This window comes from Stappia indica (assembly GCF_009789575.1).
GTDB classification, from domain to species: domain Bacteria; phylum Pseudomonadota; class Alphaproteobacteria; order Rhizobiales; family Stappiaceae; genus Stappia; species Stappia indica_A.
Map to the genome: position 1 here is coordinate 4295692 of NZ_CP046908.1, position 19304 is coordinate 4314995.

Here is a 19304-nt window from a genome sequence, read left to right on the forward strand (position 1 = left end):
GATGGCCTTCACGCTCTACAACGCGCCCCAGTCGACCTGCTCCCAGCGCGTGCGATACGTACTGCACGCCAAGGGGTTGGCCTTCGACGAGCACCGGCTGGACCTGTTCCGCGGCGACCAGCTGAAGCCGGACTATCTGGCGATCAATCCCAACGGCGTGGTCCCGGCCCTCGTCCATGACGGGCGCACCGTCATCGACAGTGCCGTGATCATGGAATACCTGGAGGACATCCTGCCGGGCGTGGCGCCCTCGCGCCCGGCAGATCCCTTCGAGACGGCGCGGATGCGCGCGATGATCCGCTTCATCGACGAGATCCCGACGCCGGCGATCCGGGTGCCCTCCTACAATCTGGCCTTCCTTCCGCACTTCCGTTCGATGAGCGAGGAGGAGTTCCAGGTGCTCGCCGACAGCAAGCCGCTGCGCCGCGAGTTCCTGCTGAAGATGGGCCGGACCGGGTTTCCCAAGCCGGAGATGGACGAGGCGCTCGGCCGCCTGCGCCGCGCCGTGCTGCGCATGGCCGACTGGCTGGAAGAGGGCGGCGGCCCCTGGCTGATGGGCGAAAGCCTCACCCAGGCGGACATCGCCGTGATGCCGGTGATCGTGCGGATGGCCGACATCAATCTCGACACGGCCTGGGACGACCGGCCCGAAATCGGCCGCTGGCTGGAGCGCATCCGCGCCAGCGCGCCTTTCGCGGCGACCTACTATCACGGCTCGCTGCTCACCGAGAAATACCCCCACCTTGCCGCGCAGCGCGTCGGCAGGTCCGGGGACGAGACCAGGAGGCCGGCATGAAGGATCCGGAACTGACGCGGCTGATCATCTCCCGGGAGGAGGAGGTCACGCCGAAGGTGCTCAACGCCATGGCGGAGACGGACGACGCACGCCTGCGCGAGATCGTCGAGAGCTTCGTGCGCCACGCCCATGCCTTCGTGCGCGAGGTGCGCCCGACGGAGGAGGAGTTCGAGGCGGGCCTGCGCTGGATCACCAGGCTCGGCCAACTCACCAACGACAGCCACAACGAGACGGTGCTCGCCGCCGACATCCTCGGCATCTCGACCCTGATCGACCTGATCAACAATGACGGGATGCAGGGCGAGACCATGTCGGCGCTGCTCGGGCCATTCTATCGCGGCAACAGTCCCGAATGCTGCCACGGCGGGTCCATCGCCCGCTCGCGCACGCCGGGCCACGAGCTGTTCATCTCCGGCCGCGTCATAGGTCTCGACGGCAAGCCCATTGCGGGCGCGCGGCTCGACATCTGGCAGGCCTCGCCCGACGGGCTCTACGAGAACCAGGATCCGGACCAGGCCGACTACAACCTGCGCGGCGTCCAGACCACCGGCGAGGACGGCACCTATCTCTTCCACTCGGTGCGCCCCGCCGGCTACCCGGTGCCGACCTTCGGCCCCGCCGGCGACCTGCTCAAGGCGCAGAACCGCAATCCCATGCGCCCCGCGCATGTGCATTTCATCGTCTCCGCGCCCGGTCACAAGACGCTGGTCACCCAGATCTTCACCGACACGGAGGAGGCGATGGCCGACGACGTGGTCTTCGGCGCCAAGCGCCAGATCAGCGGCAACCTGCAGCGCCACGACGAGCCCCATCCCGACCACCCGGGCGCCTCGCTGCCCTTCTACACCTGCAGCTACGATTTCGTGCTGAAGCCGGGCACGCCCTCCTTCCCGGTGCCGCCGATCTCCGGCAAGGCGCGCAAGGAGGCCGAACATGCGTGAGCCTTTGGGCCGTGAACTGGACGGCAAGGTCGCCGTCGTCGTCGGTGGCTCGGGCGGCATCGGCGCCGCCACCTGCCGGCTTCTGGCCGGGCAGGGCGCGCGGGTCGTCGTCGGCTACCGCTCCAATGCGCAGGCCGCAACAGCCCTTGCCGGAGACCTGCCCGGCGAGGGGCACCTGGCGCTGCCCGTCGGCGTCACCGACACTGCCTCCATCGAGGCGTTCCGGGATGCGGTCCTGTCCGCCATCGGCCGGGTCGACATTCTCGTCAATTCCGCCGGCACGACGACGCCGGTGCCGCATCGCGAGCTCGACCGGCTGACCGACGAGATCATCGACGAGGTCTTCGCGTCCAACTGGCGCGGCGTCTTCGCGACGATCCGCGCCTTCGCCCCGGCGCTGAAGGCGAGCGGGGCGGGGGTGATCGTCAACGTCTCCTCCATCGCCGCCTTCAAGGGCTTCGGCTCGTCCATCGCCTATTGCGGGGCGAAGGCCGCGCTCGATTCCATGACGCATACGCTGGCGCTGGCGCTGGCACCGGAAATCCGGGTGCTGTCCGTCTCGCCGGGCATGGTCGCGACCGGCTTCGTGCCCGGCCGTACCAGCGAGGAGATCGAGCGCGCGGGGGCTGCAACGCCGCTCGGCCAGGTCGCCCAGCCGGAGCATGTGGCCGAGACCATCTATGCCGCGATCCGCTACATGCCGCTGTCCACCGGCATCCGCATCCCGGTCGACGCGGGGAGGGCGCTGTGATGCAGGCGAAGGTCATCATCACCTGCGCCGTCACCGGCAACCTCACCACCCGCGAGCATCACCCCGGCCTGCCGGCAACGCCGCAGGAGATCGCCGATGCCTGCCTGGAGGCGGCGGATGCGGGGGCGGCCATCGCCCATATCCATGTGCGCGATCCGCAGACCGCGAAGCCCTCGATGGAGCTGCATCTCTACCGCGAGGTGGTGGAGCTGATCCGTGCCCGCAACACCGACCTGATCCTCAACCTCACCACCGGGCCGGGCGGGCGTTATGTCCCGTCGGACGAGGATCCGGCGGTGGCCGGTCCCGGCACCACGCTTCTGGCGCCGGAAAAGCGGGTGGAGCATGTGGTCGCCCTGCGCCCGGAGATCTGCACGCTCGATTTCAACACCATGAATTCCGGCGGCCAGGTGGTGATCAACACGCCGCGCAATGTCGGGATCATGGCCGATATCATCTCCGACTGCGGGGTGAAGCCGGAGCTCGAGCTGTTCGACACCGGCGACATCTCCATGGCGAGCGACTTCCTGCGCGAGGGGCGCCTGCGCGCGCCGGCGATGTGCTCCATCGTCACCGGCATCAAGTACGGGCTCCCGTCGACGCCGGACGCCATGGCGACGGCGGTGCGCATGCTGCCTCCCGGCAGCCAGTGGACGGGCTTCGGCATCGGCCGCATGGCCTTTCCCATGCTCGTCCAGTCCTGGCTGCTCGGCGGGCATGTGCGCATCGGCATGGAAGACACCAGCTACATCGCCCGCGGCCGGCTGACCGCCGGCAATGGCGAGCTGACCGAGCGCGCCCGCGACCTCATCGAGAAACTCGGCGGCACGATCGCCAGCTGCGGCGAGGCCCGCCAGATCCTCGGCCTTGCGGCCTGATCCTCCTTCATTTTCAGGGAACCAGTCACATGAACATCCAGACCACCCCCAAGACCGGCCCGGCGCTGCGGGTCTCCGAAAAGTCGCCCGATCTCGACAACCTGCGCATCGAACTGGTCGAGCCTTCCGTGCCGGCTCCCGGCCCCGGCCAGGTGCTGGTGGAGATCCACGCGGCCGGCGTCAATCCGTCCGACGTCAAGGCCTCGCTCGGCCACATGCCGCATGCGGTGTGGCCGCGCACCCCCGGGCGCGATTTCGCCGGCGTCGTCGTCGAGGGGCCGCAGGCGCTGGTCGGCACCGAGGTCTGGGGCGGCGGCGGCGAACTCGGCATCACCCAGAACGGCAGCCATGCCCGCTACATGGTGCTGCCGCAGGCGGCGGTGCGGGCCAAGCCTGCCGGCATGAGCTTCGAGGAAGCCGGGGCCATCGGCGTTCCCTTCATCACCGCCTTCGAGGGCCTGCGCGAGGCCGGCGGCGTCCAGCCCTGGGACAACGTCCTGGTATGCGGGGCCAACGGCAAGGTCGGCCAGGCGGCGATCCAGCTGGCGACGCTGGCCGGTGCCCGGGTCTTTGCCGCCGAATACAAGCCGGTCCCCTATCTCGGCCATGCCAATGCCGAGATCGAGATGCTCGACAGTTCCTCGCAGGACGTTGCGGCCATTGTGCGCGAGAAGACCGGCGGCCATGGCGCCGACATCGTCTTCAACACCGTCGGCAGTCCGTATTTCGAGATCGGCAACGCGGCGCTGGCCAAGCAGGGCCGGCAGATCTTCATCTCCACCTTCGACCGGGCGGTGCCCTTCGACATCTTCAATTTCTTCCGCGGTCGCCACAAGTTCATCGGCATCGACACGCTGGCGCTCGACAGCGTCTACGGCGCGCGCATCTTCGACAAGCTGAAGCCGAAGTTCGAGCAGGGCCTCCTGAAGCCCTTCCCGATCAACCAGCGCGCCGTCTACGGCCTCCAGGATGCCGCGACCGCCTATGCCTCCGTGCTGCGCTCGACCCCCGACCGCGTCATCCTGAGGCCGCAGGGATGAAGGTCACGCGCATCGACGAGGCGCCCGCCTATGAGGCGCCGGAGCACTACGGCATGGCGATGGCCCGCCTGCAGGGCCACGAGGCAAGCGAGACGGCCGCCATGTGGGCGGGCCTCTCCCACCTGCTGCCCGGCGGCCATACCTCGCTGAAGGCCTCGCCGCACGAGAAGATCTACGTCGTGATCGCCGGCGAGGTCACCATCGGCAACGGCGAGGAAGAGGCGGTGCTCGGTCCGCTCGATTCCTGCGTCATCGCCCGCGGCGAGGCGCGCAGGCTGGAGAATCGCGGCAAGCTCCCCGCGACCGTCCTGCTGGTGATGGAGAAGGGCTGAGGCGTTCCTTGCGGCCGGCGGGCTGGGCAGCCCGCCGGCAGCGGGCGCCTGTCCTGCCGATACAACAAGTCCGGCATCGTGTGTCCTGCGCCGAGAGTCCTGCGCGCCCGCAAGGCTGCGGCCAATGCAATCCATTGACTTTTCTTCTTGTCTCCCACCCTTGTTGCTACCTGATGGGCTCGCTGTATTGCAGGTGCGTGTGCGGGTTGCCTGTCGGGCCGCATGTTCTTCACGATAATTTTCAGAAAATTCTAGCGGCTTTTCTTGGCGGGGTCAGGCTGGCCTCACACGTTTAGGGCTCATTCATAGTTTGTTGATAAGTCGTCGGTCTTAATTTTGAAACGTTTACTTATCGCAGGCATAGTGGGCGCATGAGCTCGATGATCCTCGACGTGCTGCCCGACAACGAAGAGACCCGTCTCCAGGCGTTGCGCCGCCTGGGCATCCTGGATTCCGGGCGTTCGAAGGAGTTCGACGCGCTGGTCGAGACTGCCGCCGCGGTCTTCGGCTGCCCCATCGCGCTCGTGACCTTCGTCGACGAACACGAGCAGTGGTTCAAGGCCCGGTGCGGCCTGGAAATGGACGGGACGGCACGAAGCGCGGCCATCTGCCGCCACACCATTCTGGAGTCCGGCCTCCTGGTCGTGCCCGACCTCGCCAGCGATCCGCGCTTCCGCCACGATCCGCTGGTCACCGGCGCGCCGCATGCCCGCTTCTATGCCGGCTACCCCTTGTCGCTCGACGGCGTGCATCGCCTCGGCTCGCTCTGCGTCATCGATACCGTGCCGCGCACGCCCTCTCCCGAGCAACTGCAGCAGCTCAGCCACCTGGGTGTCGCCGCCGAAGGGCTGATCCGCGCCTATGCGGCCCGGGTGGAGGCGGCAGCCCTGCGCGAGGAGGCGCAGCGCCAGCAGGCCCTGGTCCAGACCCAGGCGCAGCTGATCGCCCAGACCACCAGCATTTCCGGCGTTGGCGGCTGGGAGCTCGACCTGGAACTGGACCGGCTCTTGTGGACCGATCAGGTCCGCCGCCTGCTCGAGGTCGACGACGACTACGAGCCGGACATGAAGAAGGCTCTCGGCTTCTTCACGCCCGAGGCGAGGTGCGAATTGCGCCGGGCGCTCGATGATGCGCGCCTGCACGGCTTTCCGTTCAGCCTCGAGCTTCCTGCACGCACTGCCAGCGGACGCGAGCGCTGGGTGCGGCTTGCCGGCAAGCCGTTGATGCGCGGTGACAAGGTGGTGCGTATCGTCGGCGCCATTCGCGACGTGACCGACCGCAAGATGGCCGAGATCCGGCTGCAGCATTCGGAGGCGCTCTACCGCACGACCCTCGTGTCCTTGTCCGAAGGCGTGGTCGTCGTCGATCCGGAAGGGCGGGTCCTGTCCCACAATCCGGCGGCCCTTGCCATGCTCGGGCTTCAGGGGCGCGAGATCACCGGGCTCTCTCTCGCCGCCCTCGATCTCGATTTCATCGACAAGGGGCACGACGGCGTCCGGCTCGGCAACCTGCTTGCCAAGGGCGCGGAAGATCCGGCCCGCCTGTCCAGCACGGTCGCCGGCCTCACTCTCGCGGAAGGCGCGCCGCGCTGGCTGAACCTCAATGCCGTTGCCTTCAGCAGCCCCGTCGAAGGGGCCGGCGGCGGCGTGGTGATCTCGCTCACCGACGTGACCCGGACCGTGCGCCAGGCCATGACGATCGAGGGCGTGTTCCAGAATTATCCCGGGGCGGTCGTCTATTTCGACCAGGATCTTGTGGTTGCGGGCTGGAACAGGACGTTCGAAAGGCTGCTCGACGTGTCGCCGGAGTATCTCGCCGGACGGCCGTCCCTGGCCGACTACGTCCTGATGAATGCCGAGCGCGGCGAGTATGGCGAGGGCGATCCGCAGGAGCTTGCCCGCGACCGGCTCAAGGAGATCCTGGGCGGGCGCGAGCACGGCTACGAGCGCAGCCGTCCCAATGGCGACATGCTGGAAATCCGCGGCACTTTCCTGCCTGGCGGCGGCCTGTTGTCGACCTTCACCGACATTTCCGGCCGCAAGCGGATCGAGCGGCAGCTGATCGAGAAGGAGCGGCTGGCGCGCGAGCGTTCGGATGAACTCGGCGCCGTGCTGGCCAACATGAACCAGGGCGTCAGCGTCTTCGACCGCGAGGGGCGCCTTACCCTGTGGAACGAGCAGTACACCGTCCTGTTCGGGCTCGACGACGGCGGTCGCAGCCATGCCGGCAGGGAGTTGCGCGAGCTGATCGTCAGCACCAATGCCGATGTCGGCTCGCACAACATCGTGGATGCCCGGGTGGCGCAGATCATGCAGCAGCTTTCCGCCGGCGAGACGGTCCGCTCCATGTTCCGCCTGCGCTCCGGGCGGATCATCTCCACCGTTCATGCCCCGCTGCCCGACGGCGGCTGGGTCGGCACCCATGAGGATGTCACCGAGCGGGAGAGGGCGGCGGACAAGGTCCTGCATGCGGCCCGGCACGACACGCTGACCGGCCTTGCCAATCGCACCTATCTCAACGAGCGGCTTCAGGAGCTGGTCGCGGACGGGGCGTCGGACCAGCCCTGCCTCGGCATTCTCATGCTGATCGACCTCGACCGGTTCAAGCCGGTCAACGACGCGCTGGGCCACAATGCCGGCGATCTGCTGCTGTGCGAGGTGGCGAACCGGCTGCGCCGCTGCGCGCGGGAGAACGACTTCGTCGCCCGGATCGGCGGCGACGAATTTGCGGTCCTGCTGTCCTGCGAGACGGGCTGCGACCGTCCGTCCGACCTCGCCGAAGCGGTGGCGCAGCGGATCCTGACCGCGATCTCCGCGCGGTTTTCCATCGACGGCAGCAGCGTCCAGATCGGCGCCAGCATCGGCATTGCGCCCGTGCTGCTGGGTGCCGACCTGTCGGAACTCATGCGCCAGGCCGATGCCGCGCTCTACGAGGTGAAGAACCAGGGGCGGAACGGCTTCCGCGCCTATCGGCCCGCGGCGGGCGCGCCGGAGGCAGCCCTCGACCAGGACAATGCCACCGTCGTCTGGCCGGCCTTCGCCTCGGCAGGCGTCGAGGCGCGCACCAATGCGGTGCAGGCTACCGGCATCGTCCAGTATCAGCCCATCGTCTGCCTGCACAGCCGCGAGCTTCGCGGCTACCAGGTCCTGCAGCCGGGTGCGGGCCAGGGCGGCGCGTCCGGCGACGGCCCGCAGGAAACGGCAGTATTGGAAAGCGCGACTTCGGCGCTGCTGCGCGAGGTGCTTTCGGCGGCTGTGCGCACGCCGGCAGACCAGAAGATCGCGCTGTCCCTGAGCGTGCGCCAGTTCGGCCTGGAGACGCTTGCCTCCATCGTCGAGAACGAGATCGACATTGCCGGCATCACGCCCGAGCGCATCCACCTGCAGGTGGCCGACAGCTATTTCCTCGTCAATTCCGGCGCGGCCCTGCGGCAGTTCCAGGCGCTGCGTGCCATCGGGGTGCGGCTGGTTCTCGACCGTTTCGGCTCGGACTCGTCCTCGCTTCAGCTGCTCGGCCGCTTCAGCTTCGATTCCCTGCGCATCGACCGCAGCGCGCTGCAGGACATGCTGGCCGGGGCGCGCGGCGAGACGGTGATCCGCGCGCTGGTGGCCGTGGCCAGAACGTTCGACGTCGATGTTGCCGTCGACGGCATCGACAACGAGGAGGCGGCACAGCTGCTGCAGGCCTCCGGCTGCGTGGAGGGGCAGGGCGGGCTTTTCGCTGCGCCAGGCCCCATCGAGACCTTCCTCTCCGTCGCCTGACCTTCCGATGTCCGACGTCCCATGCGGATCCCGCGTCAACTCGGCGGTTGCTTTGGCGCGTGAATTCATTAGGTAAGGGCCGAGGGCCGGTCGCCTTTCGGCGCGCCGGCCGCGGGCACAAGCCCCGGGCACAACCCATGAGGTGGCTGATCCATGCAGCAACTGAAGCTGGCGGCACTGGACGAGGAAGATCTGTCGGTGATTTCCGCGCAGGTCCAGGACGCCGTCCTCAAGGTCGGCGATATCCGCTACTATCCTGCCGACCGCCATCTGGTGCTCGTCATGAACCGCTTCGCCTGGGATGTCACCGCCGCCGGTAGCCGCGCGTCCAACGAGCGGCGGCGTGCTGCCCTGTCCTTCGCCCAAGCCGGGCGCCCGCGTGCGCAGAACATCCGCCAGGATGCCAAGGACGCGGTCCTGTCCCTGCTGGCGGTGAATTTCGTGGTCTCCGAGGAACCGGCCGGGCGCATCGACCTCGTCTTCGCCGGCGGCGGCACCCTGTCGTTCGACGTCGAGTGTATCGAGGCGCAGCTTGCCGATCTCGGCGCGGCCTGGGCGACCGAGCACCGCCCCAGCCACGAGACCGACTGACCTTTCTCCAGACCTTCCGGGCCCGGCCCGGCCAATTGTGGAGCTTCCTCCCGTGGCGATCCGCCTGTCTACCCGCGCAACCGGCTTCGAGGCCGACTTCGCAGCCCTCCTGTCCAGCAAGCGCGAGGCCTCCGCCGATGTCGACACGGCGGTGCGCGACATCATCGAGGACGTGAAGCAGCGCGGCGATGCAGCGCTCCTCGACTACACCCGCCGTTTCGACCGGCTGGAGGCGGCAAGCCTTGCGGACCTGACCGTCACGGCCGGGGAGATCGAGGAGGCGGTGAAGAAGGTCGATCCGCGCACGCTCGATGCCCTCAAGCTGGCGCGCGACCGGATCGCCTCCCATCACGCCCGCCAGATGCCGGCCGACGACCGCTACACCGACCCGCTCGGCGTCGAGCTCGGCTCGCGCTGGACGGCCATCGAGGCGGTCGGCCTCTATGTGCCCGGCGGCACCGCCAGCTATCCCTCCTCGGTGCTGATGAACGCGGTTCCCGCCGGTGTTGCCGGCGTGTCGCGCATGGTCATGTGCGTGCCGAGCCCCGACGGCGCGCTCAATCCCCTGGTGCTGGCTGCCGCCCATCTTGCCGGCGTCACCGAGATCTACCGCATCGGCGGGGCACAGGCCGTCGCCGCCCTTGCCTTCGGGACTGAGAGCATCCGTCCGGTCTCCAAGATCGTCGGCCCGGGCAATGCCTATGTCGCCGCCGCCAAGCGGCGGGTCTTCGGCACGGTCGGCATCGACATGATCGCCGGCCCGTCCGAGATCCTGGTCGTCGCCGACGGCGCCAACGATCCCGACTGGATCGCCGCCGACCTCCTGTCCCAGGCCGAGCATGACACCAGCGCCCAGTCGATCCTGATCACCGACGATGCCGGCTTTGCCGAAGCTGTCGAGAAGGCGGTCGAGCGCCAGCTCAAGACCCTGCCGCGCGCCGATGTGGCGGGCGCAAGCTGGGCCGACTTCGGCGCCGTCATCACCGTTGCGTCGATGGACGAGGCGCCGGCGCTGGTCGATGCCATCGCCCCGGAACATCTGGAACTGGCGGTGGAGGATCCCGAGGCCCTGTTCGCGCGCATCCGCAATGTCGGCGCCGTCTTCCTCGGCCGCCACACGCCCGAGGCCATCGGCGATTATGTCGGCGGCTCCAACCACGTGCTGCCGACGGCCCGCTCGGCGCGCTTTTCCTCCGGCCTGTCGGTGCTCGACTTCGTCAAGCGCACCTCGATCCTGCGCTGCAACGCGGAGAACCTGCGGGCGCTCGGCCCGGCGGCCATCGCCCTTGCCGAGGCGGAAGGCCTTGCCGCCCACGGCCGCTCGGTCGCCATCCGCCTCAATCTCTAGGAAGGTCTGCGCGGCGAGCGGACGGCTTGTCGGATGGCCCTTCGACGCGATAGGTGTTGGGCAGCCGCTGACGGGCGCGCCGGAACCACGGTGCAGGCAATGGAGGGCGCAAGCGCAGGTCATGGGACAGAACAACAGCGCCCGGCTGGTTGCGGTGGAGCTCGACGAGGGCTCCATCCAGCGTTCCACGCCCGACGTGGAGCATGAGCGCGCGGTCGCGATCTACGACCTCATCGAGGAAAACGAGTTCGAGCCGCTCGGCGATGACGGCGGCCCCTACCGACTGAGACTGTCGCTCGTCGAAAAGCGCCTGGTCTTCCTGGTCGAGCGCGAACAGGGCGATCCCGTCGTCACCCACATCCTGTCGCTGACCCCGCTGCGCAAGGTGGTGAAGGACTATTTCCTGATCTGCGAGAGCTATTTCGAGGCGATCAAGACGGCGACGCCCAGCCAGATCGAGGCCATCGACATGGGCCGGCGCGGCGTCCACAACGAGGGCTCGCGCATCCTGATGGAGCGTCTTGAGGGCAAGATCCGGGTCGACATGCAGACGGCCCGCCGGCTCTTCACCCTCGTCTGCGCCCTGCACTGGAAGGGCTAGAGCCCTTTCGACCAATTCGAAGCCATTCTGACGGAGCGATTTTGTGACAAGGTCAAGCAAAGGCACGCAGGTCGTATCTGGATACGGACAAGGGGCTTTGCGCTGGAATTGGCGCAAAATCGCCCGTCCCGCAGGGCTTCCGATTGGCGGGCGCCCGACGCCGACCCGATCTTGCCCGATGCTACGGCATCGCGCGGCGACCGTTTCGACGCCGGATCGCCGCCCCAATCGAGAAGCAGAATTGACTTCGAATTGGTCGAAAGGGCTCTAGGCATGTCTGGGCCGGGGGAGACGCCCGGTAGCACGCCTGGAGACGTATCCGGCGCGGCCGCATCGGCGGCGCCGGGCGCGGTGTTGTTCGCCTGCGGCATGAACGCCGTGCGCTCGCCGATGGCGGCGGCGATCCTCGCCAAGCTGTTTCCCGGCCGCGTCTACGTGAAGTCCTGCGGCGTGCGGGCCGGCGAGCCCGATCCCTTCGTCGAGGCGGTGATGAGCGAGATCGGCTGCGACCTTGCCGCGCACCGGCCCAAGACCTTCGAGGGTCTCGACGAGTCGGGCTTCGACCTGGTGGTGACGCTGGCGCCGGAGGCCCATCACAAGGCGCTGGAGATGACGCGCACGGACGCCGTCGAGGTCGAATACTGGCCGACGCCCGATCCCACGCTCGCCACCGGCTCGCGCGACCAGATCCTCGACAGCTATCGTGCCGTCCGCGACCTGCTGATGACCCGCATCAAGAAGCGTTTCGGCTGGACCGCGACCCCGGGCGGATAGCCCGCCTCCTGCGGCTCTGCACAGCCGCGGATTTTCGCGAATCCTTCTGTTCCCTTTCGCGGCCCGATCCGTTAGGTTCCCGCCACATCTGGCTCGATAATCAGGAATCCATATGGCCAAGGAAGAAGTGCTTGAATTTCCGGGGGTGGTTACCGAACTGCTTCCCAATGCGACGTTCCGCGTGAAGCTCGAAAACGACCACGAAATCATTGCCCACACGGCCGGGCGCATGCGCAAGAACCGTATTCGCGTTCTCGCCGGCGACCGCGTGCTTGTCGAAATGACGCCCTACGACCTGACCAAGGGGCGCATCACCTACCGTTTCAAGTGACGCCGCAGGGCCGCCCGGCCCGGTCCGTCACCCGCGACAGAGAGACAGCGGTCCGATGATCGCCGCAGCTTCCGACGAGAGCAATACCGACGGGACCCGTGCCAAGGGCGCGCGCCCCGCGTTGGTGCTTGCCTCCGGCTCGCCGCGCCGGCTGGCGTTGCTCCAGCAGATCGGCATCGATCCCGACACGCTCCTGCCTGCCGATATCGACGAGACGCCGCGCCGGGGCGAGACCCCGCGGGCGCTGGCGCAGCGCCTGGCGCGCACCAAGGCCGAGGTGGCCCGCCGTGCCGCCGACCGCAATGCGGCCAATGTCGACGGGTTGGTGCTCGCCGCGGACACCGTTGTCGCGGTCGGTCGCCGCATCCTGCCCAAGGCAGAGACCCACGAGCAGGCCCGCGCCTGCCTGGAGCTGCTGTCGGGCCGCGGTCACCGGGTCTATACCGCGCTGTGCATCAGCGCGCCGAAGGACGTGGTGCGTCAGCGCCTCGTCGAGACGCGCGTGCGCTTCAAGCGCCTGTCGCGCGCCGAGATCAACGCCTATCTCGACAGCGGCGAGTGGCGCGGCAAGGCCGGCGGCTACGCGATCCAGGGGCTTGCGGGCGCCTTCGTCGCCAAGCTGGTCGGCTCCTATTCCAATGTGGTCGGCCTGCCTCTGCACGAGACGGCCAACCTGCTGGCCGGCCTCAAGTATCCGGTCCTTGCCGGCTGGGCCGATCCGGCCGCCATCCGGCCCTGACCTCACCTCCCGTCCCCCGGCGCGCCCTTCGCTGCGGCGGGGGCAATTCCCGCTTGGCCTTGCCGGCGGTTCCTTGTCATAACGGGGCGGGTCATGCGGCAAGGGGCACGCCCGTGCCCCGTTGCCGCCGGATGATCATGCAGAGCGGGGAATCTCGATGAATCTCGCAGCCTGGCTGGCGCGGGCCGGAAGGTCGCGTGCGGATGCGGTCGCGCTGGCGCGCGGCGCCTCGCCGGTCGCCAGCTATCGCGACTTTGCCGGCCGCTCGGCCCGGCTGGCCGGCAGTCTCCTTTCCCATTACGGCCTGTCCCGCGGCGACCGGGTCGCCATCGTCGCGAAGAACGGCCCGCATTACCTGGAAGCGCTCTATGCCGTGTGGTGGGCGGGCCTGGTCGCGGTGCCGGTCAACGTCAAGCTGCACAGCGCCGAGATCGGCTGGATCCTGGAGAATTGCGGCGCGCGCCTTGCCCTCGTCAGCTCCGGCATGGAAGCGGATGTCGCCGCCTATGCGCCGCAGGACCTGCGCGATGTGGTGACGCTCGGCGGGCCGCAGTTCTGGTCGCTGGTCGCAGGCGATCCGGCGCCGCTCGCCGAAGCCGCGCCCGACGATCTCGCCTGGCTGTTCTACACTTCAGGCACCACAGGGCGGCCCAAGGCGGCGATGCTCAGCCACCGCAACCTTGTGGCCATGAGCCTTGCCTATCTCACCGATGTCGACCCGGTGGCGGAGGGCGATACGCTGCTGCATGCCGCGCCGATGAGCCACGGCTCGGGCCTTTACGCCATGGCCCATGTCATGCGCTTCGGCATCAACGCGGTCGCCGAGTCGGGCGGCTTAGAGGCCGACGAGGTGCTGGAGATCGTCTCGCGCAGCCGCGGCGTGTCGATGTTCGCCGCGCCCACCATGATCCGCCGGCTGACCGAGTGTCCGATGGAGGCGATGACGGAGAACATCCGCACCATCGTCTGGGGCGGCGCGCCGATGCATGTGGCCGATACCCGCCGCGCCATCGACCGCTTCGGCCCGCGCTTTGCCCAGATCTACGGCCAGGGCGAGACGCCGATGACCGGCACGGTTCTCTCGAAGGCCGACATCGCCGACCGCGACCATCCGCGCTGGGAGGCAAGGCTCGCCAGCGCCGGCCTCGTCAGTTCCCTCGTCGAGATACGGATCGACGGGGCGGGCGCCGATCATGGCGAGACCGGCGAGATCCTGGTGCGCGGCGACACGGTGATGCTCGGCTACTGGAACGACCCGCAGGCAAGCGCCGAGGCGCTGCGCGGCGGCTGGTTGCATACCGGCGATGTCGGCATCTTCGATGCGGACGGCTATCTGACGCTGCTGGATCGCTCCAGGGACGTGATCATCTCCGGCGGCACCAACATCTATCCGCGCGAGGTGGAGGAGGTGCTGCTGACCCATCCGGGCGTGCGCGAGGTCTCCGTCATCGGCCGGCCGGACGAGGAATGGGGCGAGAGCGTCGTCGCCTGCTATGCCGGCGATGCCGAACCGGGCGAGCTCGACGCGCTCTGCCTGGAGCACATCGCCCGCTTCAAGCGTCCCAGGGACTACCTGCAGCTTCCCGAACTGCCGAAGAACGACTACGGCAAGATCCTCAAGACGGAGCTGCGGGCGATGGACCGGCGGCGGGTCCGCCGCGGCGGCTGAGCGGCGCTCAGCCGGGCCGCACGCACCTTGCCCGCCGATGTGGCGGTCGACGTCGGCGGAGTGCTCCAGTATAGCTGGGACAGGACAAGCGGCCCTGCTTCGGGCCGAGGGAGACAGAATGACGAACGCACAGGACGAAGGCACAAGGCAGAGGCGGGCACGGCCCTGTCCCGGCTGCGGCAAGCTGTCGGTGGAGCGTTACCATCCCTTCTGCTCCGCCCGCTGCGCCGATGTCGATCTCAACCGCTGGCTGTCGGGCAGCTACAGCGTGCCGGTGGTCGAGCTTGAGCCGGAAGACCTTGCCGCGCTGGCGGCGGCGCAGGAAAATCTCGAAAACCGCGAGTGACGCAGGGGATTTCGCCGATCTGTGACGTCTGTCACCCCGGCGCGCGGCAAAGACGATAGGGTAGCAACGAGACGAGCGGCAGATCCGCTTGCGATCCGCCGACAGGAGACTGGACATGGTCATGACCTTCCGCCCCCTTGCGCTCGCCGTTGCGGCCCTTTTTGCCGCGGCCGGCCAGCCGGCTTTCGCCAGCGAGCCCGTCGGCGTTGCCAGCGCCGTCAACCAGAGTGCCCAGAGCCAGCGCGGCGGGGCGGGCATGCGCACCATCCATATCGGCTCCGACTTCGTGAACCGGGAGAAGATCGAGACCGGCGCCTCGGGCCTGGTGCAGGTCCTGCTTGCCGACGGGTCCAACTTCGTCGTCGGTCCCAATTCCAGTCTGGTCATCGACGAGTTCGTCTATTCGCCGTCCGCCGGCACGGGGCGCATCGTCGCCACCTTCGGCAGGGGCGTTGCCCGCTATGTCGGCGGCCGCATCTCCAAGCAGCGCGGCGGCGTCACCATCAACACCCGCCAGGGCACCATCGGCGTGCGCGGCGGCATGGCGAACCTGGTCGACCGCGACGGCGAGACGGTGTTCTCCTTCCTCTACGGCAAAGACCTGACCTTCACCGGCAGCAACGGCAAGACGACCCGGGTCTACCGGCCGGGCTTCTCGATCTTCGCCAATGGCGGGCAGGGCGCCTCCCAGCGCACGCCCGCCGCGGTCGTCGCCAATGTGAACCGCATCCTGGGCGCCAACCGTCCGTCCGGCAGCCGCCCGACCGCCAGCCAGATCGCCCGCTTCTCCACGTTCAACTCCGCGCTGCCGCCCAAGTCCGAGGCGCAGTATCCCGCGCCGGTGCTGAACAGCGGGCCGACGGGGCCGGACCCGCGCGATGTCAATCACGCCAACTCCGTCTACATCAGGTCGAACACCAACACCTATTGCGGCTACTACTGCTAGTCGGGGTCCGCGACCTGAATCCTGCGGTCTTGCGTGGATGAGCGGGCGCGCAACCGTCTCCATGCAGCAGGAACGGTTGATCTGCCCCCGGCAAGCTGGCAGTCTCGCAATCGCGAATAGGGGACAGAGGGCGTGAACGCCTCCCCCGTGTCGGCAGCCTGGGCAGTCGCCGCATCGACGGCGCGCGGCCCCATCCTACGGGGAGTGGACAGTATGCGGGTTGCTTCTTTCGGCGCGGCCATGCTGGCCGCCGCGGGCGGAATGGTGCTGTCGGCATCTCTGGCGGTCGCCCCGGCCCAGGCTGATTATGCCCTGACGATCCTTCACATCAACGACCTGCATTCGCGCCTCGAGCCGATCAACAAGTACGATTCCACCTGCAGCGCCAAGGACGATACCGAAGGCAAGTGCTTCGGCGGCATCGCCCGCGTCAAGAGCAAGATCGACGAGCGCCGCGCGGCCCTGTCCGCGGCCGGCCGCAACGTGCTGACGCTCGATGCCGGCGACCAGTTCCAGGGCTCGCTGTTCTACACGACCTACAAGGGCGCCGCGGCAGCCGAGTTCATGAACATGATCGGCTTCGACGCGATGGCCGTCGGCAATCACGAATTCGACGACGGACCGGCCGGCCTTGCCGGCTTCCTCGACAAGGTCGATGCCAAGGTCCTGTCCGGCAATATCGAGGTGGAGAACGAGCCGACGCTGAAGGGCCGGGTGCCCGGAACGCTGGTGCTCGAGATCGGCGGCCAGAAGGTCGGCATCGTCTCGGTTCTGGCCGAGGACACGGTCGAGACCTCCTCGCCCGGACCCAATGTCTTCTTCCAGCGCGCCGAGACCTATCTCAAGGGCGCGGTCGAGGGGCTTCAGGCAGCCGGCGTCGACAAGATCGTCGCGCTGACCCATATGGGCCTGCCGCGCGACATGGAGATCGCCGCGCGCGTGCCGGGCATCGACGTCATCGTCGGCGGCCACTCGCACACGCTGCTGTCCAACACCCATGAAGGGGCCGCCGGCCCCTATCCGGTACTGGTGCAGAACCCGGCCGGCCGCCAGGTGCCCATCGTCCAGGCCTATGCCTATGGCAAGTTCCTCGGCGAGATCGAGATCGTCTTCGACGATGCCGGCCAAGTCACCTCGGCCACAGGCAATCCGATCCTGCTCGATGCCTCGGTGCCGGCGGACAAGGCGGTTGCCGCCCGCCTTGCCGAGCTTGCCGCACCGCTCGAGGAACTGCGTGCCAAGGTCATCGGCAGCACCAGCGAGGCCATCGACGGCTCGCGCGACACCTGCCGCGCCGGCGAATGCACCATGGGCACCCTCATTGCCGATGCGATGCTTGAGCGCTCGCGCGGCCAGGGCGTGCAGATCGCCATCCAGAACGGCGGCGGCATCCGTGCCTCCATCGATGCCGGCGAGATCACCATGGGCGAGGTGCTGACGGTGCTGCCGTTCCAGAACACGCTCGCCACCTTCCAGCTCAAGGGCCGCGACATCGTCGCCGCGCTGGAAAATGGCGTTTCGCAGGTGGAGGAGGGCGCCGGCCGCTTCCCGCAGGTCGCCGGCATGCGCTTCACCTGGACCCGCGCGCGCAAGCCGGGCGACGGCCGCATCATCCAGGTCGAGGTCCAGGACGAGAACGGCTGGCAGCCGCTCGACATGGACAAGACCTATGTGGTCGCCACCAACAACTACATGCGCGGCGGCGGCGACGGCTACAAGATCTTCTCCGAGGCCGGCACCAATGCCTACGATTACGGTCCGGGTCTGGAGACGGTTCTGGCCGACTACATCGCCGCGCGGCCCGACGGCTACAAGCCCTATACCGACGGCCGGGTGCGCGAGGTCAAGTGACCCGGCCCCGTCGCTTCACGCGGTCTTTGGGCGCAGGTCGTCAGGGGCGGGTTGTGCCCGGAATGCAACATGACCCTCATTATTTGACAGGGCCTGCCCTTTGGGCGGGACTCTCGCAGGGCACGTAACGTAATCTCCCCTCCGTTCAGGACATGTTTTTCCGGAGGGGTGCGTGAACGTGGCGGTGGTTGCCCGGCGTGGGGTACTGCGTATTGCTGGAGTTGCTGCAGCCGGTCTGATTGCTGTCGCCGGTGCGGCACAGGCGCAGGACGTCGCACCTCAGGCCCAGAGCCAGAGCCAGCCCATGCTCGCCGGGGCGTCCCTGTCGCAGGAGCAGTTGCGCGCCCGCCAGACCGAGCTTCTGGCCGCGATGATGCGCGATCCCGCCAATCTCGACATCGCCTTCGAATACGCCACCCTGTCGGCCCGCATGGGCGACTACGAGGCGGCCATCGGCACCTTCGAGCGCATGCTGATCTATGCGCCGGGCCTGCCGCGCATCCAGCTGGAGCTCGGCGTCCTCTACTTCCGCCTCGGCTCCTTCGATGCCGCGCGCTCCTATTTCGAGCAGGCCCTGCAGGCGCCGAACGTGCCGCCGGAAGTGACCGAGCGCGTCCAGACCTTCATGACCGCCATCGACACGGCCGAGGACCCGACCAAGTTCTCGGCAACGGTGATGACCGGCCTGCGCTGGCAGTCCAATGCCAATGCCGGTCCCGGCGGCCGGCAGGTCACGCTGAACGGCATCACCTTCCTGCTCGACGACACCGCCATCGGCCGCGCCGACTGGAATGCCTTCGTCGCAGGCAATGTGCATATGGCCTATGATCTCGGCACCCAGGGCGACCTGCTGGAGGCGGACCTGCTGTTCTATGGCGGGCGCTATTTCGACAGCACGCGGCTCAACACCGAGCTGGCGGAGCTCACCTTCGGCCCCTCGTTCAACCTCGCCCGCTTCGACATCGACAATGCGCGCCTCGGGCTCTACGGCATCCTGACCGGCGTGCGGCTCGACAATTCCAACTATTCCGGCGCGACCGGTTTCGGCGCACGCATCGGCATCCAGCCGAGCCCGCTGTCCAGCGTCAACGCCAAGATCGAGTACCGCTATCGCTGGTACCGCGACAGCCGCACCTATCCGACCGTCAGCGACCGCAACGGCTACCAGATCCTCGCGCAGCTGACCAACAGCTACCAGTTTTCCTCCGCCTGGTCGGGCCGCGTTGCCCTGATCGGCGACTACGAGCATGCCTCCGTGCGCTACGAGCAGAGCTGGGAGGCGGGTCTTTCGGCCGGTCTCACCTATCGCTTCGCCTCGCCAGTGGAGATGCTGCGCACCGTCTGGTCGGTCGATGCCGATGTCGGCTACATCCGCCGCGAGTTCGATGCGCCGGACCCGGTGATCAGCACCACCGAAAGCCAGACCGACAACGAGCTGTGGGTGCGCGGCGCGCTGAACGTGCCGTTCCGCCAGGACATCGCCATGTCGCTGTCGGCCGAGTACCGCCGGATGCAGTCGAACTACCAGACGCGCGATTATTCCAACACGTCGCTGACGCTGAGCCTGATCAAGACGTTCTGACATCGCCTGATACGTGTCCTGACACGT

18 protein-coding genes are annotated in these 19304 nt (G+C 68.0%); all 18 read left to right on the plus strand.

Annotation, left to right across the window (positions count from 1 at the left end):
* The first annotated feature begins 1 nt into the window (after nucleotide 1).
* Complete coding sequence (locus tag GH266_RS19960; RefSeq protein WP_158195389.1) at nucleotides 2-796, plus strand: glutathione S-transferase family protein; 795 nt, start codon at nucleotides 2-4, stop codon at nucleotides 794-796.
* Nucleotides 793-1737, plus strand: a complete 945-nt coding sequence (locus GH266_RS19965) for a dioxygenase family protein (RefSeq protein WP_199270386.1) — start codon at nucleotides 793-795, stop codon at nucleotides 1735-1737. Before GH266_RS19960 ends, GH266_RS19965 begins: the two co-directional genes overlap by 4 nt.
* The gene (locus GH266_RS19970; RefSeq protein ID WP_199270387.1) at nucleotides 1730-2488 is read left to right on the plus strand and encodes an SDR family NAD(P)-dependent oxidoreductase; all 759 of its coding nucleotides are present in this window, start codon (nucleotides 1730-1732) and stop codon (nucleotides 2486-2488) included. Before GH266_RS19965 ends, GH266_RS19970 begins: the two co-directional genes overlap by 8 nt.
* Nucleotides 2488-3366: a beta-keto acid cleavage family enzyme gene (locus GH266_RS19975; RefSeq protein ID WP_158195390.1), complete on the plus strand. Its 879-nt coding sequence runs from the start codon at nucleotides 2488-2490 to the stop codon at nucleotides 3364-3366. Before GH266_RS19970 ends, GH266_RS19975 begins: the two co-directional genes overlap by 1 nt.
* 29 nt (nucleotides 3367-3395) lie before the next feature.
* A complete protein-coding gene (locus GH266_RS19980; RefSeq protein WP_158195391.1) occupies nucleotides 3396-4406 on the plus strand; it encodes a quinone oxidoreductase family protein in 1011 nt (336 codons plus the stop codon).
* Entirely contained in the window at nucleotides 4403-4738 is a 336-nt protein-coding gene (locus GH266_RS19985; protein ID WP_158195392.1) for a cupin domain-containing protein, read from the plus strand. The genes GH266_RS19980 and GH266_RS19985 overlap by 4 nt, the downstream gene beginning before the upstream one ends.
* Before the next feature lie 371 nt (nucleotides 4739-5109).
* Nucleotides 5110-8499 (plus strand): bifunctional diguanylate cyclase/phosphodiesterase, encoded by a 3390-nt coding sequence (locus GH266_RS19990; RefSeq protein WP_158195393.1) that lies wholly within the window; start codon nucleotides 5110-5112, stop codon nucleotides 8497-8499.
* 153 nt (nucleotides 8500-8652) lie between these two features.
* Nucleotides 8653-9090: a DUF2948 family protein gene (locus GH266_RS19995; RefSeq protein WP_158195394.1), complete on the plus strand. Its 438-nt coding sequence runs from the start codon at nucleotides 8653-8655 to the stop codon at nucleotides 9088-9090.
* Nucleotides 9091-9142: 52 nt separating this feature from the next.
* A complete protein-coding gene (gene hisD, locus GH266_RS20000) occupies nucleotides 9143-10438 on the plus strand; it encodes a histidinol dehydrogenase (protein WP_158195395.1) in 1296 nt (431 codons plus the stop codon).
* Nucleotides 10439-10559: 121 nt separating this feature from the next.
* The gene (locus GH266_RS20005; protein ID WP_158195396.1) at nucleotides 10560-11039 is read left to right on the plus strand and encodes a UPF0262 family protein; all 480 of its coding nucleotides are present in this window, start codon (nucleotides 10560-10562) and stop codon (nucleotides 11037-11039) included.
* A 273-nt stretch (nucleotides 11040-11312) separates the two neighbouring features.
* The gene (locus tag GH266_RS20010) at nucleotides 11313-11813 is read left to right on the plus strand and encodes an arsenate-mycothiol transferase ArsC (RefSeq protein WP_158195397.1); all 501 of its coding nucleotides are present in this window, start codon (nucleotides 11313-11315) and stop codon (nucleotides 11811-11813) included.
* Between the two features lie 112 nt (nucleotides 11814-11925).
* Nucleotides 11926-12144, plus strand: coding sequence for a translation initiation factor IF-1 (infA, locus tag GH266_RS20015; RefSeq protein WP_013653834.1), 219 nt, complete (start codon nucleotides 11926-11928; stop codon nucleotides 12142-12144).
* 55 nt (nucleotides 12145-12199) lie between these two features.
* Nucleotides 12200-12883 (plus strand): Maf-like protein, encoded by a 684-nt coding sequence (locus GH266_RS20020; protein ID WP_158195398.1) that lies wholly within the window; start codon nucleotides 12200-12202, stop codon nucleotides 12881-12883.
* A 157-nt stretch (nucleotides 12884-13040) separates the two neighbouring features.
* Nucleotides 13041-14552 carry an AMP-binding protein gene (locus GH266_RS20025; protein ID WP_158195399.1) on the plus strand — a complete coding sequence of 504 codons (1512 nt, stop codon included), beginning with the start codon at nucleotides 13041-13043 and terminating at the stop codon, nucleotides 14550-14552.
* 118 nt (nucleotides 14553-14670) lie between these two features.
* A complete protein-coding gene (gene yacG / locus GH266_RS20030) occupies nucleotides 14671-14898 on the plus strand; it encodes a DNA gyrase inhibitor YacG (protein ID WP_158195400.1) in 228 nt (75 codons plus the stop codon).
* 115 nt (nucleotides 14899-15013) lie between these two features.
* A complete protein-coding gene (locus GH266_RS20035; RefSeq protein ID WP_158195401.1) occupies nucleotides 15014-15844 on the plus strand; it encodes a FecR family protein in 831 nt (276 codons plus the stop codon).
* Between the two features lie 213 nt (nucleotides 15845-16057).
* The gene (locus GH266_RS20040) at nucleotides 16058-17695 is read left to right on the plus strand and encodes a bifunctional metallophosphatase/5'-nucleotidase (protein ID WP_158195402.1); all 1638 of its coding nucleotides are present in this window, start codon (nucleotides 16058-16060) and stop codon (nucleotides 17693-17695) included.
* A 304-nt stretch (nucleotides 17696-17999) separates the two neighbouring features.
* Nucleotides 18000-19277: a tetratricopeptide repeat protein gene (locus GH266_RS20045; protein WP_158195403.1), complete on the plus strand. Its 1278-nt coding sequence runs from the start codon at nucleotides 18000-18002 to the stop codon at nucleotides 19275-19277.
* Nucleotides 19278-19304 lie beyond the last annotated feature (27 nt).